Source organism: Nemorincola caseinilytica (assembly GCF_039540515.1).
Classification (GTDB): domain Bacteria; phylum Bacteroidota; class Bacteroidia; order Chitinophagales; family Chitinophagaceae; genus Nemorincola; species Nemorincola caseinilytica.
This window is the reverse complement of sequence record NZ_BAABFA010000010.1, coordinates 85,580-100,075: the sequence shown is the minus strand read 5'-3', so window position 1 is coordinate 100,075 and position 14,496 is coordinate 85,580. Positions and strand designations below refer to the sequence as shown.

Sequence of the window (14,496 nt, the reverse complement as noted above, 5' to 3'; positions counted from 1 at the left end):
AAGTATTTGTAAAAATACAAGGCAAATTTCCAAAGGATATTTGTAAGGTCAGGCATCCGTCTTTAGTTCCATCCCTTTCAGGAAGTTCAGTACGTCCTTCATCTTGCGCATACGGTCCACTACCAGCAGGAAGTTCTTGCCTACCTGCTTTAGGCGGGCATTGACGGTGCGTGTCTGTATGTGCTTGAGTATGTGGTTGAAGGTGTCCGACTCGAAATAGGGCGAATCGGGGTTGGAGACGAAGTAGAGGCGCATCTGCTCGTTCTTCAGTATCAGCTTCTCGAAGCCCAGCTCGCAGGCTATGCGGCGGCAACGCAGGGTAGTGAAGAGGTCTTCTACCTGTGCCGGTATGGGGCCGAACCTGTCTTGTAACTCTATGGCGAACTTATCCAGCTCCTCATCGGTCTCCAGGTCATCGAGCTGGGTGTAGAGGGAAAGGCGCTCGGTGATGTTCTCTACATAGTTGTCGGGTATGAGTATCTCGAGGTCGGTATCGATGGTGCAGTCGCTTACGAAATCCTTTTTGCGCTCCAGCTCTTCCTTGAACACGTCTTTGAAGTCGGATGTCCTGAGCTCGCGCATGGCCTCGGCCAGTATCTTCTGGTACATCTCGAAACCTATCTCGGCTATGAAGCCGCTCTGCTCGCCGCCCAGCAGGTTGCCGGCGCCGCGTATGTCCAGGTCGCGCATGGCTATCTGGAAACCGCTGCCCAGCTCGTTGAACTGTTCCAACGTTTCCAGTCGTTTGCGGCTATCGCCGGGCAGCAGGCTCTTAGGCGGCGCTATAAGATAGCAGAAGGCCTTTTTGTTGCTACGGCCTACGCGCCCGCGCAGCTGATGCAGATCGCTAAGGCCGAACTGGTGGGCATTATTTACTATTATGGTGTTGGCATTGGATATGTCCACACCGCTCTCTACTATGTTGGTACAGCAGAGCACATCATACTTTTTCTCTATAAAGTTGTAGAGCGCCTCTTCCAACTGGTGCCCTTCCATTTGGCCGTGGGCCATACCTATGTTCAGGTCGGGGCATAGGTTGCGGAGCAGGGTCATCATCTCGGGCAGGCTCTGCACGCGGTTGTGTATGAAGAAGACCTGTCCGCCGCGCTCGGCCTCGTAGTATATGGCATCGCGTATGGCATACTCATCGAACACGAGGACCTCGGTATGTACCGGCTGCCTGTTGGGCGGCGGTGTGTTGATGATGCTGAGGTCGCGCGCGTTCATGAGGGAGAACTGCAGGGTGCGCGGTATGGGCGTGGCCGTGAGGGTAAGGGTATCTACATTGGCCTTCAGCTCGCGCAGCTTTTCCTTAGAGCCTACGCCGAACTTCTGCTCTTCGTCTATGATGAGGATACCCAGGTCTTTGAACTTCACATCCTTGCCCAGCAGGGCATGGGTGCCTATGATGATGTCTATCTTGCCTTCTTCCAGCCGCTTGAGGGTCTCTTTCTTTTCCTTGGCAGACTTGAAGCGGTTCACATAATCGACATTGCAGGGAAAGTCGTTCAGCCTGTCTTTGAAGGTATTGTAGTGCTGGAAGGCCAGTATGGTAGTAGGCACCAGTATGGCGGCCTGCTTGCTGTCGCCCACGGCCTTGAAGGCGGCACGCACGGCTACCTCGGTCTTGCCAAAGCCCACGTCGCCACATACTAGGCGGTCCATAGGGGCGGGGTTCTCCATATCGCGCTTCACATCGGCAGTGGCCTTGCCCTGGTCGGGGGTGTCTTCGTAGAAGAAGGATGCCTCGAGCTCGGTCTGCAGGTAGCTATCGGGCGAGAAGGCAAAACCTTCGGATGCTTTGCGTTTGGCATAGAGGCGTATGAGGTCGGCGGCTATATCCTTTACCTGTTTCTTGGTCTTGTTCTTCAGTTTTTGCCAGGCATCGCTGCCCAGCTTGTTCATGCGCGGCACGGTACCTTCCTTGCCGGTATACTTGCTGATCTTGTGCAGGGAGTTGATGTTCACATACAATACATCATTGTCTTTGTACAGTATGCGAATGGCCTCCTGCATATTGCCGTTCACATCTATCTTCTGCAGGCCGCTGTATACGCCTACACCATGGTCGATGTGCGTAACATAGTCGCCGGGGGTAAGCTCGCGCAGGGCACGCAGTGTGAGGGCCTTGCCTTTGGAGTAGGCCTGCTTCACATTGTACTTGTGATAGCGCTGGAATATCTGGTGGTCGGTATAGCAGATGACCTTCTTATCGTGGTCTATGAAACCCTTGCTGATAGAGGTAGGTACTGCAACGAACTGGATACCGGCATTGAGGTCGTCGAAGATGCTGCGCAGGCGTTCCAGCTGCTTGGGGTTCTCGGCAAAGATGTAGGGTACATACTTCTGCGTGATGCGCTTTTGCAGGTCGCTTATCAGCATATTGAACTGGCGGTTGAATACCGGCTGCTCTTCTGTAGCGAACTGGAATGCAGCATCCACGTCCTTGCCGGTAAGCTCTTCCAGCGAGTGGTTGTACCATTCCAGCAGGTGACGGTCCTTTAGTTTCTGTGCCCAGGTACCATCGGTCTCAAAATCGGCTACCGATATCTCCTTCAGCCAGTCCTCTTCGTGGTCTATGGCTACCTGGCCGGTGTTCATACGGTCGGGGAGGTCGGCGGCCAGTTTGGCAAGCCTGCCTATAGCGAATCTGAGGTCCTTGGCCCATATGATGGTGTTGGGCGGCAGAAAGTCCAGCAGGGATATCTTTTCCTTTGTTTCGAAGCGGGTCTCTACATTGGGCAGGATAGATACCTGCAGCAGCTTGCGCTCGGATAGCTGTGTCTCGGGGTTGAAGATGCGTATGCTGTCTACCTCGGTATCGAAGAGCTCTATACGGTAGGGGTGCTCGTTGCCGAAGGAGTAGATGTCCAGTATACCGCCGCGCATGGCGAACTGGCCGGGCTCGTACACAAAATCCTCGCGGCGGAAACCGAGCGATACGAAACGCTGCAGCAGGCCATCGATATCGAGGTTCTCGCCCACCTTTATGCCGATCATATTGTCGGCCAGGGACGATGGGTTCACTACTTTTTCGAAAAGCGCCTCGGGATAGGTCACAAGAACCTTCTTGTGTACTTTCTTAGCCGTGAACTTGGTAAGGGCCTCGGTGCGCAGCATGACATGACTGCTGTTGAGCTCCTGGTAGTTGCCGCTGCGCTTGAAGGAGTCGGGGAAGAAGCAGATATCGAGGCCGCGGGTGAGGTGCTCTATATCGTTGTGGAAGTAGGCTGCCTCTTCCTTGTCGTTGAGTATGAAAACATGGTTGGCATCGGTGAGGTGCCAGAGGGCGGCCGCCATGAAGTTGACGGAGGAGCCGCGGAGGTTATCGAGGTAGATGCGCAGCTTGTGACCGGGCAAAGCATACCCTGCCGCAATTTGTTTTATGCGGATATCGTTCTGATAAAAACCCTGCAGCACCTCGAGATCCATGGGCGCGCAAAGGTATGTAAAAACCTGATGTGCGTGCGCGTGGCAGGAGGATGCAGTAAAAGCTTAACTATATCTTTTACCAGGCGCGGCCGGCCTTGCGGTAATGGTGGTGGCCCGGGCGGCGATTGTCGGTGCGGTAGTGTTTGGAGCAGGACACGAGATGGCATAATGCTACGAGCAATAAGGATACCTGCAGTATCTGTATTCTTGTATGGCGTTTCATCGGGTGAGTTGTTTTGTTTCGGTGCCGCCCGCCTGATAAAATGTTGAGTGGCAGTTTACTAAGCAGCAAGCGGGATAAAGATAATAAGATCTGCGATAGTATGTGCAAGGAACCTCTCCCCAGCCCTCTCCGAGGGAGAGGAAGATGGGCTGCACCGGGGCGATCGTGCGTTGCGAACGCACGGCCATTGCGTCCTCGTCACAGACGAGGACGAGGTATGCGGGTCCTCGTTAAACGAGGACGAGGTATGGGTTTTTCTTTTTATATCGTGGTCTTTGCCGCAAGGAAATAAAAGCCCCGGGGATATTTATTCTCCCCCGGGGCGATAGGTGCGGGATGATGGTGGATCATTTGGCTGCTGTGGCTAGTTTGCGGCCTTCGGCCGTGGCCAGGTATAGCTGCAGTTGCGAAACGGCCTGCAGCAGCGATACATTGGTGTACACATAGCCTATCTGTGTTGGGTCGCCATCGAGCACGGTGTTGCGTATGGGAAGGATCTCGGCGCCATAGCCGCGGTCGTAGGCGGCCACAGAATCACGCAGGGACCTTATGAGGCGCACGCCGGTGCCATCGTGGATGAACTGGTCGCCGGGGCGGCCTTCGCGCAGCAGTGTGGCTGGGTCTGAGGCGGCATGTTCCAGCGCCAGGGTCTTTATCTGCTCGCAGGTAGCATCGATGTAGGCAGCGGTGGGGCTCATGGCAGAGGGTTGTATGCTGTGAAGAAGGGCCTCGCTCTGCAGGTATGCCTGTATGCGTATCTGTGCCTGTGTCTTACCGGGGCGTGTGTTCATGAGAGTGAACTGGAGGCCGGTGAAACCTACGAGGAGGATGGAGATAAGCATGGTGTTGAGCTTGGTCTCGGGGCGGCGGATGCCTGTAAAAAAGTAGACGGGCAGCAGCACAAAGGCAGATATGCCTATGGCGGTGAACCAGAGCGCGGAGGCGCCCGGCCAGTGCATGATGGTGAAAAGGGTGGCCATAGAGAACACTATGCCCAGCAGGCAGGCGAGTGTGAGCACTATGCGATCGCGTGTGTGGGCCACCTCGCGGGCCTTGAGTATGGCCAGCAGGGGCAGGAACAGGAGGCTGAAGCTGGCTATACCCAGGGCAAGCAGCACGCCTGCGCCGGGCCAGTGCTGTATCTTGAAGATACTGCCGGCAATAAGAGAGGCGGTAGAGAGGGCGCCACTCATCAACATTAGTTTTTTCATTGAATAATAGTTTTTGAAAGTTAACGATCGGGCTGTTTCTTCTTCTATCTCGCGTAGCTGGCTTTTATAAAAGCGCCTGAGCGTATGGCGGTAGAAGCGCTCGAAGTCGGCCCCGGGTTCGAGCTCCCGCTCTATGATGCAGCATATGTGATCGAGGAGGTTCAACTGCAGGTCCTCCGTCTCGATGCCACCACGTCTGATGTCATCGAGGATATACTCTACCTGTTCATCACTGATGCGGTACATTCTTTAAGCTGTTTTGATGTCAAGACCCAACAATATGCGCATGGTGCCGAGGAATTCGGAGAATTCGGTGACCTTTTCCTGCGAGCGGGTCTTGCCCGTGGGGCTGAGGCTGTAGTATTTGCGTACGCGCTTGCCCATATATTCCACCTGGGTGGTAAGCAGGCCTTCCTGCTCCAGCGCATGAAGGGTGGGGTATAGGGCGCCCTCGGTAAGCTGTATCCTGTCGGCAGTGAGCTCTTTTACGCGCTGCGTGATCTCGTAGCCGTACATTTTGCCGTTGTCGGCGAGCAGCTTCAGCACTATGGTCTTGAGGGTGCCTTTTATCAGTTCGGAAGAAAATATCATGGTGTTTCTCTGTTTGCCTAAGACAAAGATACATAAGAAACCAATGTATTTGCAAATTAAGTATCATATTTTTTTGAGGGTAAAATATGAGGGGTGGATAGTGGCGATAAAGAAATGAGGGGAGACCTGTATTTGACAACCTATAATATTGTACCTTTGCACACTTTTTGACACATATATCAGCCCCGGTGGGGCATTAGATAATTCATAAAACAAGAAAAAGATAATTATGGCCACAGTAACGCGCGAAAGCATAGGCACGCTACACGATACGATAACCGTAAAACTGGAAAAAGGCGATTATATGCCCGCCTTTGAGAAAAGCCTGAAACAATATGCGAAGACAGCCAGCATACCCGGCTTCCGCAAGGGTATGGTACCTGCAGGCATGGTACGCAAGATGTATGGCCCATCGGTATTCAACGATGAGGTGATACGCGTGGCCAGCAGGCAGCTGGAGGACTACATGAAGAACGAGAAGATAGCCATCTTTGCCCAGCCGATGCTGCTGCCCGTGAACACAAAGCTGGATATGAACGCACCTACGGATGTGGACTTTGCATTCGAGGTGGGCCTGAAGCCTGAGTTCGACGTGGAGAGCGTGATAAAGGGCGCGAACCTGGACCGCTACAAGATAAACATATCGGACGGCATGATAGAAGATGAGCTGGGCCGCATAAAGCGCAGGTATGGCAAGGTGGACGAGCAGACAGAGGTGACCGCGAAGGACAACATCATATACTCGGAATATGTGGCCTGCGATGCCGATGGTAATGCAGCGGCCGATGCCAAGAAAATAGAAGATACCGAAGAGCTGAGCAAGATGCCTGCCAGGCTGCAGGATATGCTAATGGGCAAAGGCCCCGGCACCAGCGTAGTGATACGCCCTGTGGATGTGTGTACGGAAGAAGAGCTGACCGCTTTTCTGAAAGACCCGCTGAAGGCAGGTGCAGAGGCAGCAGAGCAGCACTACAAGATGACCCTGACAAAGGTAGGCCACCTGATACCTGCAGAAATGGACAGTGAACTGTTCGAGAAGGTGTTCCCGAACAGGAACGTGACCAATGCAGAGGAATTCATGACGAACCTGCGCAACGACCTGGGTGTGGAATTTGCAAGGCTGACAGGCGAGCGCCTGCAGAACGAGATGTTCGAACTGCTGGTACACAATGTGCAGATAGAACTGCCGGTGCCATTCCTGAAGCGCTGGATGCGCGAGGGCGGCGAGAAGCGCCGTACGGCCGAAGAGGTAGATGCGGAATTCGGCAGCTTTGACCACCAACTGCGCTGGCAGCTGATAAGCGACAAGCTGATGCAGGAGAACGGCATAGAAGTGAGCCTGGACGAGATAAAGACCGACATAAAGGTGCGTGTACTGGCCTACTTCGGCCTGACGACAGAGCAGGAAGATGAGGCGCCATGGATGGAAAGCTACCTGACGAAGATGCTGAAGGATGAAAAGATGATGGACGAGACCTACCGTCGCCTGCTGTTCGGTAAGCTGTTCGCGTTCCTGGAGACCAAATTCGCGATAACGGATAAAGAGATAGGTGAGGAGCAGTTCTTCCAGCTGGCCGATGCACATGCTACGCATCATCACCACCATCACGCGCACTAATAGTAAGTGAAATGATACCAATGAAAGGGCCGCTCATCGAGCGGCCCTTTCTATTTTATGCCCGGGAATGGGGCATTTGTCCAATATATGGAATTGGCATCCACCCGATGGATGTTTGGCATGCTATGCCAAAATTCAATCGTTTGATTTCCAGTGTTTTATGGTTGTGGCACATCGTTGGTTATATACCTGTCAAACCTGCCTGACGGTAGGCAGGCAACAAACTAAAACAAAAACACTAAAACAAACCTGCCTGCGGCAGGCAGGCTAAAACGAACTACAATGAAAAACATCTTCAAGTCTCTCGCTCTCGCTACTGTTGCACTGGTATCTTTCTCTAACAGCTCATTCGCCCAGGCCACTGCAACAGCAACTGCCTCTGCAACTATTATCACCCCGATAACAATAGTAAAGACAGTAGACATGAACTTCGGTAACGTGGCCGTGTCTGCGACCATAGCAGGTACTGCTGTTCTGGCTCCGGCAGGCACCCGCACTACAGGCGGTGCAGGTGGCGTTACCCTTCCTGCTACTACAGGTACCGTAGCTGCTGCCAGCTTCACAGTATCGGGCCATGGCGGTTATACTTACGCTATCACACTGCCTGTATCTTGCACGATAACTGATGGTGCTACACACAACATGACCGTTGATAACTTCACAAGCTCACCCTCTGCAACAGGTACCCTGAGCGCAGGTGGTACTGAGACCCTGAATGTGGGTGCTACCCTGAACGTAGCTGCCGGTCAGGCATCTGGTCTGTACACCAACGCTACCGGTGTACCCGTAACAGTGAACTACAACTAATGACCCCGGCCCTGCCTACTGGCAGGCAGGCCTAAAGGAGGTAAAAAAATTACCGAACACATACGCTGAAAGATATTCAGCCCCTGTTTTGAAACGAGCGTCTCCGGTCTTTCCGGAGGCGTTTTTTGTGGGTATAGCCGCTGGCAAGAAATACAGGCTATAATCAGGATAATGACACGAACGGACAATAAGTGGAACGAAATATGATGTGGTAGACGAAAAACCACTTCATCATGATGAACAAGATACTTTCGGGCGTTCTTTTGACGGGTATGCTGGCCGGTACGCCGGTAATGGCTCAATGGACCGTACAGACAAGCACTACCACCGAGCAACTGAATGCCGTATATGCAACGAGCGCGACCGCGGCCTTTGCTGTGGGTAATAATGGAGTTGCACGCAAGACCACAAATGGTGGCACCACCTGGACCACCATGAGCGTGGACGGCACCACGGAGCACATAACGGGCGTGACCTTTGTAAGCGCGAGCATGGGTTATACCTGCGGCGCAGCACAGCATGTGTATGAGACCACGAACGGCGGCGCTACTTGGGATAATATAGGAATGGGCATGACCGACCTGTACGACATAACTGCGGTATCGGGCAGTGTATGGGTATGCGGCGATGAGGAGGTGGGGTTCGGTTTCTTGTACAACCCTATCACAATGGCGCTGAAGCAACCCACCGCTGTAGCCGGTAAGAAACTGCATGGAGTGCATCTGCAGGGCTCGTCCAACGGCTGGGCGGTAGGTGAGGGTGGTGTCATCATAAAGACCACGAACGGAGGAAGCGCATGGACAGCGCAGACCGCAGGCACTACACAGACACTGAACAAGGTGAGGTTCTTTACCGCCAATGATGGGATAATAGTGGGCAATGCGGGTACCATACTGCGCACTACCAATGGCGGCACTACATGGGCGGCAACTACAGTGGGCACACAGAACCTGAACGCCGTGTACTATGGCAGCGCAACACAGATATGGATAGCAGGCAATGGCGGTACCATACTGTATAGCAGTAATGGCGGCACCACATGGAGCACACAGACCACAGGTATGACCACCGACCTGAACGGCATAGGCGGCTATGGTACAGGGACCGTGTGGGCCTGTGGCGACGGCGGCAAGATGCTGAAGTACAGCGGCGGCGCTACGGAGGCCGTGACACTACCCATAACAGAGCCGGAGGTGGCGGTATACCCCGTACCTGCGCAAGGCAGTATAGCGGTGAGCTGGGCGGGAGTGGACCAGGTAACGGTGCGCCTGACAGATGTGACCGGGCGCGAGGTGCTGCATGTAGCTGATGTGGCACCGGGATCGCAGATGGATGTAAGCGGGCTAAGTGCAGGCAGCTACTTTGCGCATTGCAGCGCAGGCGATGTACAGGTAGTAAAGCATATAGTGATACGATAACGACCTTTCCTCTACTTCTCTCTTGTATAGGCCTTCCGCGATGAAGCGGGAGGCCTTTTTGTTTTCTATATTCTGGAAAAAATGTCCTTTAGGTGGAAATGGCAGCAACTATGATATGCATTAATTTATTGATTATCAATGTTTTGTGTTTTTGGCACAGCGTTGGTTATATAGCTATCGAACCTGCCTGACGGTAGGCTGGCAACGAAACAAAAAACAAAAACATAAACAACAGAAAAACGACAAGTAAAATGAAAAACATCTTCAAGTCACTCGCGATCGCTACAGTAGCAGTAATAGGTTTCTCTAACAGCTCTTTTGCCCAGGCATCAGCAACTGCTTCTGCATCGGCCAACATCATCACCCCGATATCAATAGTGAAGACAGTAGATATGAACTTCGGTAATGTGGCCGTATCTGCAACTTTAGCAGGTACAGCGGTTCTGGCCCCTGCAGGTACGCGTACCACAGGCGGTGCAGGTGGTGTTACCCTTCCTGCTACCACAGGTACTGTAGCTGCGGCCAGCTTCACAGTATCGGGCCAGGGTGGCTATACCTATGCGATAACCCTGCCAGTATCGTGTGTGATAACTGATGGTGCTACACACAATATGACAGTAGACAACTTTACCAGCTCGCCATCTGCTACCGGTACCCTGAGCTCAGGCGGTACCGAGACCCTGAACGTGGGCGCTACCCTGAACGTAGCGGCAGGCCAGGCAGCAGGTCTTTATACGAACGCAACAGGAGTTCCCGTAACGGTGAACTACAACTAAGATACATTGTAGTGCCTATTTAACCCCATCAACAAAAGCGCTTCTTTTCAGGAGCGCTTTTTCATTTTATGGTGGTGTGGCCGTAGCGGGGGATAATATATGCGATCCTTAAGGCTATTTTGAATAATTTTGACGAAAATCCGTTGTTATATACGGACCGGCAGGCGATGGCCTGCTACCTATAGACATGCGTTACCTGAGGATATCCATATCGTTCCTGCTTCTGGCGGCCATTGTAGCACTATCGTGCAAGAAATGGGTAGACCCTGCGCCCGTGGACGACCCGAGGATCACCAACCCTTATTGTAATGACCCTGAGGCGGTGAACTATAACTGGGGTTTCCCCGGCAAGCCTGATAATACGGTGTGCTTCTACCCGTCGGATGTATTTGCGGGCAGGTATAAAGTGCATGATACGGTATCGAAGGACGATCTTTTCATATCGGCAGACTCGATGATGATGACGATAGTGAAACTATCGAACAGGGATATACGGCTGGAAGGATTGTGCCCATCGGGCACGGCACTGCTGGCCACTGCTGGCGCACAATACAATGCCACGCTGGACACTACGGTGGGTGACTCGCTGACGCTGTACCCGGGCCAGTTCTTCTGCCGCCACCAGGACACCGTGACGGGCGTGCTGTACCGCGATAAGGTGGACAGCTCGCTGATGTACATGGAGTTCAGCGTGAGGAGCGATACCGGCACCACCCGGCACAAGGCCCGCGCCATAAAACAACGATAGCAGCAACAAAAAGAAAAATGTTCACAGGCATAATAGAGGCGCTGGCCACGGTGGCCGGTATAAGACATGAGGGCTCGAACATCCACTTCGTGATGAGGAGCGCCATAACCACAGAGCTAAAGATAGACCAGAGTGTGGCGCACAATGGTGTGTGCCTGACGGTGGTGGCCATAGAGGGCGATACCTATACGGTGACGGCAGTAGCAGAGACACTGGCAAAGACGAACCTGGGCAAGTGGGCCGTGGGCCAGAAGGTGAACCTGGAACGAAGCCTGCGGGTGGGCGACCGGCTGGACGGGCACTTTGTGCAGGGGCATGCCGATGCTACTGCTACTTGTATAGAGAAACGCACGCTGGATGGAAGCTGGCTGTTCCGCTTCAGGTTTCCGGAGCGGTATGCAGCACTGGTGATAGAGAAGGGATCGATATGCATCAACGGTGTGAGCCTTACCGTCTTTGATGTGGGGGCGAACGAATGTACGGTGACCATCATTCCATATACCTATGAGCATACCAACTTCGGCCAACTGGAGGCGGGCGATGAGGTGAACATAGAGTTCGATGTGTTGGGGAAATATATGCTGCGCATGCAGCAGTTCCCGACAGGAACATTGGCGTGAGCCGATGATCCTGACCATACTGATCGAACATTAGAAGTCGGCATTGCTACTAAGCCTCACCCCCGGCCCTCTCCAAAGGAGAGGGAGATATTATCCGACACTTCTTTAATGACGAGTTGATGTTCGATCGGTATTATTCGCTGTGCGCGATGAGTGGGATACTTAATTGAGCTTGGCGGGTACTATGAGCTTGAACTCGGGTATGGCCACGGTGAGCTTCTTCTTGTTGAAGAGGTTCTCCATAAGGTAGCTGCCGTACATCTTTCCTATTTCGCTGTAGATATTGACCGCAGATGTGTACTGGTAGCTATCGCCGGGCTGAATGACAGGCTGCTGGCCTACTACGCCCTCGCCCTCTACCTCGCGGTGGGTGCCGTTGCTATCCTTGATGTGCCAGTGGCGGCTGAGAAGCTTTACGGGATAAATGGTAAGGTTCTCTATGGTGATGCGATAGGCAAAAAGATGCTCATACTTCACCGGGTCGGACTGGGCCGGCTGGTAGAATGTCTCTACCAATATACTAACCCCTTCTGTGACCTGCTGAGACATAAGCTGTTATTTGTGCCTTTTTACCAAAGATAGGCAAAGATATGGTATTATTATCAATGTTCGGCATATAGCCCCGAGAACAAAAGAGGCCATCCTGTGGGGATGGCCTCCTGTAGTATGTAACTTATGTTAGTTGTTAGAAGTTGGCAGGGAAGTACTCTACAGGTGTGCTCTTGATGAGCGACTGCTGTATGGTCTGGTCTATGACACTTCTCATTTGCTTTTCCTGCTGCTGGCGCTGCATGGCGAGTATCTGGTCCATCATGCCGCCATCGGGTGGCAAGGGATTGCTGACACGGTTGAGCACGGTGATGAAGAACACACCGGACTGGCCTACGATAGCAGGAGATACGGTATTGGGCTGGAAAGCATTGTTGAAGGTATAACCTACTACCTTGGGCTCGTAACCGAGGTTGGGAACATAGGCAGTACCCAGCACCACGCTATCGCTCTGCTGTACCTGCTGCAGCGACTGTGCGGCTATCTCATCCAGCGACCTGCCGGCATATTTCTTAGCTATGAGCTCGGCCTTTTTCTCTTCCTTCACCTTCTGCTCTATCATAGGGCGATCGATGGGGTTGAGGTCTTTGAGGCCTTTCTCTGATACTGCGGCCAGCTTGGCCACTACATAGCGCTCATCGCCGAGCTGGAACACCTGCGATACGTCGCCTACCTTGTGCTCGTACATCCACTTCACTACTTCGCGGGCGGGGCCGAGGCCATTCACGTTGAAGCTATTGATCTTCACACCTTCGGCAAAACGCTTGTCGAGGTTCTGCTTCTTGGCTGTAGTATTGAACGCCTCAGCAGTAGTGTTCTTTGCAGCGAACTCAGTAGCCTTGCCGTAGAGGGCATCGATAGTGCTGTCGCTGGGCACAAGGTTCTTGGCCACGAGAGCTATCTGCACGCTGGGGCCTACGCCGGTATGCTCCAGTATCTCGATGTACTCATATCCGCTGTACTGGTCGTTAGATATCTTTACCTTTTTGGTCTCTCCGGGCTTGCCTTCGAAGATGAAGTCGCCCATTTCTTTTGGCAGACCCGGTCTGTTGAGCAGGGTAAAGGTGTATTCGCCGGCTTTCTCTTTGCTGTTCTGGTCGTCAGAGAAGGCACCTACTACAGAATCGAACTTGGTACCTGCCTTGATGGCTGTTATGGCGCTGTCCAGGCGCATGCTGGCCATAGTATCGGTCCTTACATCGCTGGTCTGTGCTTTTGTCTGAACGAGGATGTGGCGCATCTTCACAGAATCGGGATATGTCTTCCTGTCTGTGACCTTGACGAGGTTGTAGCTGCCATTCTCGTAGAAGGGACCGAATACGGTGCCTACAGGTATAGTGAGGAGGGTATCGGCCACGCGGGTCTGCATGGTACGCTTGTTGTAGAAGCCGGTAGTGTATGAGTTGGACAGGTCGCTTTTGCTGTTGACAAAGCTCTCGTTATCCTTGGTGGTACCGAATTCGCCCTTTATCTCTTCGAGTGCGACCAGTGCGCGAGCGGTATCGGCAGAGGATGGCACTATCTCGAAGGTAACATACTCTATGCTTCGTGTGGCCTCGTCGTTGGTATAGAGGGCCGCATGCTTCTTCATGTACGCCTTTATATCGTCATCGGTCACCTTGACATCCACATCGGATACTGCAGTGTAAGGCACCTTTACGAAGCGGATAGAGGCAGTGCTCTGCTGATCTTGCATCATGCGCTTCATCTGGAACTTAGAAACGTAAGCAGCATTGCTGAAGAGGGAATTGAATTTGCGTACCCTGGCCGAGCGTGTGACATAGTTCTTCACAGCCTTCCACTGCTCGCGAAGCTTGCCCGAGGGGTCGAGCTTGTCGCCGCTTTCGGCCATTTCCTTCTCGAAGCCTTTTACGCGCCCGGGATCGAACTGGCCCGACTGGGGATCGTTGAATATAGGCGTACCCTGTATATTGAACTGGCGGATCATGGGGTCGCAGTTCATGCCATAGATAAGCTCTTTTACCTCGTCGTCAGAAACTTTGAGGCCCAGTTTATCGCACTGCTTGTTCACGGCCGCCTCGTATACCATGAGCTGTATGAGCTGTTCGGTGACCTGCGCGCGGGTCACCTCATCGAGGGTGGTACTGCCGTTCTGATTGTACATCAGGTATAGGGTCTCGTACTCTTTTACTCGTTCGCTGTACTCGCGTGGGTCTATTTTAGTACCGTCTATTTTCATTACGTCGGTATCCTTTCCGCTGAAAAGAGAGGAGAGGGATCCGCTGGTAGCATCAGAGATAATAAACCCGACCAACGCCAGGGCGATGACACCGCCCGCGATCTTCCCGTATTTATTTCTGATAGTTTGAATTACAGCCATCGTAGGATCGTATTTTGTTATTGCTAAGGAGCTTTGCCCCAGGTTGTTTTTTACCTAAGGACGGCAAATTTATGGGAAAAATCGTGATCTCATACAGTTTGCATAGAATATTTGTGACATTGAATGTATATATACGAAGAATATAATTTGAAATATGTGCGG

11 protein-coding genes are annotated in these 14,496 nt (G+C 52.8%); 6 read left to right on the top strand and 5 right to left on the bottom strand.

Annotated features, from left to right (window positions below):
• Nucleotides 1–48 precede the first annotated feature (48 nt).
• The 3 genes from mfd to ABD843_RS07720 form a co-directional block, all read right to left on the bottom strand.
• Complete coding sequence (gene mfd / locus ABD843_RS07730; RefSeq protein WP_345081034.1) at nt 49–3,432, bottom strand: transcription-repair coupling factor; 3,384 nt, start codon at nt 3,430–3,432, stop codon at nt 49–51.
• A gap of 570 nt (nt 3,433–4,002) precedes the next feature.
• Complete coding sequence (locus tag ABD843_RS07725) at nt 4,003–5,112, bottom strand: GldL-related protein (RefSeq protein WP_345081031.1); 1,110 nt, start codon at nt 5,110–5,112, stop codon at nt 4,003–4,005.
• Nucleotides 5,113–5,115: 3 nt separating this feature from the next.
• Nucleotides 5,116–5,457 carry a PadR family transcriptional regulator gene (locus ABD843_RS07720; RefSeq protein ID WP_345081028.1) on the bottom strand — a complete coding sequence of 114 codons (342 nt, stop codon included), beginning with the start codon at nt 5,455–5,457 and terminating at the stop codon, nt 5,116–5,118.
• A 229-nt stretch (nt 5,458–5,686) separates the two neighbouring features.
• Here ABD843_RS07720 and ABD843_RS07715 point away from each other — a divergent pair, with 229 nt between their 5' ends.
• The 6 genes from ABD843_RS07715 (at nt 5,687) to ABD843_RS07690 (ending at nt 11,444) form a co-directional block, all read left to right on the top strand.
• Nucleotides 5,687–7,075 (top strand): trigger factor, encoded by a 1,389-nt coding sequence (locus tag ABD843_RS07715; RefSeq protein WP_345081024.1) that lies wholly within the window; start codon nt 5,687–5,689, stop codon nt 7,073–7,075.
• 282 nt (nt 7,076–7,357) lie between these two features.
• The gene (locus ABD843_RS07710) at nt 7,358–7,882 is read left to right on the top strand and encodes a DUF4402 domain-containing protein (RefSeq protein ID WP_345081021.1); all 525 of its coding nucleotides are present in this window, start codon (nt 7,358–7,360) and stop codon (nt 7,880–7,882) included.
• Nucleotides 7,883–8,115: 233 nt separating this feature from the next.
• Entirely contained in the window at nt 8,116–9,300 is a 1,185-nt protein-coding gene (locus ABD843_RS07705; protein WP_345081018.1) for a YCF48-related protein, read from the top strand.
• A gap of 251 nt (nt 9,301–9,551) precedes the next feature.
• Complete coding sequence (locus ABD843_RS07700) at nt 9,552–10,076, top strand: DUF4402 domain-containing protein (protein WP_345081015.1); 525 nt, start codon at nt 9,552–9,554, stop codon at nt 10,074–10,076.
• A 187-nt stretch (nt 10,077–10,263) separates the two neighbouring features.
• A complete protein-coding gene (locus ABD843_RS07695; RefSeq protein WP_345081012.1) occupies nt 10,264–10,824 on the top strand; it encodes a hypothetical protein in 561 nt (186 codons plus the stop codon).
• 17 nt (nt 10,825–10,841) lie between these two features.
• Nucleotides 10,842–11,444 (top strand): riboflavin synthase, encoded by a 603-nt coding sequence (locus ABD843_RS07690; protein WP_345081009.1) that lies wholly within the window; start codon nt 10,842–10,844, stop codon nt 11,442–11,444.
• A gap of 162 nt (nt 11,445–11,606) precedes the next feature.
• Here ABD843_RS07690 and apaG read toward each other — a convergent pair whose 3' ends face one another.
• Nucleotides 11,607–11,993, bottom strand: coding sequence for a Co2+/Mg2+ efflux protein ApaG (apaG, locus tag ABD843_RS07685; RefSeq protein WP_345081006.1), 387 nt, complete (start codon nt 11,991–11,993; stop codon nt 11,607–11,609).
• Nucleotides 11,994–12,129: 136 nt separating this feature from the next.
• Nucleotides 12,130–14,334 (bottom strand): peptidylprolyl isomerase, encoded by a 2,205-nt coding sequence (locus ABD843_RS07680; protein ID WP_345081003.1) that lies wholly within the window; start codon nt 14,332–14,334, stop codon nt 12,130–12,132.
• Nucleotides 14,335–14,496: the final 162 nt, after the last annotated feature.

What these genes read in the sequence shown, in the direction of transcription:
- mfd (WP_345081034.1), bottom strand. Translation starts at nt 3,432, where the DNA reads ATGGATCTCGAGGTGCTGCAGGGTTTTTATCAGAACGATATCCGCATA.
- ABD843_RS07725 (WP_345081031.1), bottom strand. Translation starts at nt 5,112, where the DNA reads ATGTACCGCATCAGTGATGAACAGGTAGAGTATATCCTCGATGACATC.
- ABD843_RS07720 (WP_345081028.1), bottom strand. Translation starts at nt 5,457, where the DNA reads ATGATATTTTCTTCCGAACTGATAAAAGGCACCCTCAAGACCATAGTG.
- ABD843_RS07715 (WP_345081024.1), top strand. Translation starts at nt 5,687, where the DNA reads ATGGCCACAGTAACGCGCGAAAGCATAGGCACGCTACACGATACGATA.
- ABD843_RS07710 (WP_345081021.1), top strand. Translation starts at nt 7,358, where the DNA reads ATGAAAAACATCTTCAAGTCTCTCGCTCTCGCTACTGTTGCACTGGTA.
- ABD843_RS07705 (WP_345081018.1), top strand. Translation starts at nt 8,116, where the DNA reads ATGATGAACAAGATACTTTCGGGCGTTCTTTTGACGGGTATGCTGGCC.
- ABD843_RS07700 (WP_345081015.1), top strand. Translation starts at nt 9,552, where the DNA reads ATGAAAAACATCTTCAAGTCACTCGCGATCGCTACAGTAGCAGTAATA.
- ABD843_RS07695 (WP_345081012.1), top strand. Translation starts at nt 10,264, where the DNA reads ATGCGTTACCTGAGGATATCCATATCGTTCCTGCTTCTGGCGGCCATT.
- ABD843_RS07690 (WP_345081009.1), top strand. Translation starts at nt 10,842, where the DNA reads ATGTTCACAGGCATAATAGAGGCGCTGGCCACGGTGGCCGGTATAAGA.
- apaG (WP_345081006.1), bottom strand. Translation starts at nt 11,993, where the DNA reads ATGTCTCAGCAGGTCACAGAAGGGGTTAGTATATTGGTAGAGACATTC.
- ABD843_RS07680 (WP_345081003.1), bottom strand. Translation starts at nt 14,334, where the DNA reads ATGGCTGTAATTCAAACTATCAGAAATAAATACGGGAAGATCGCGGGC.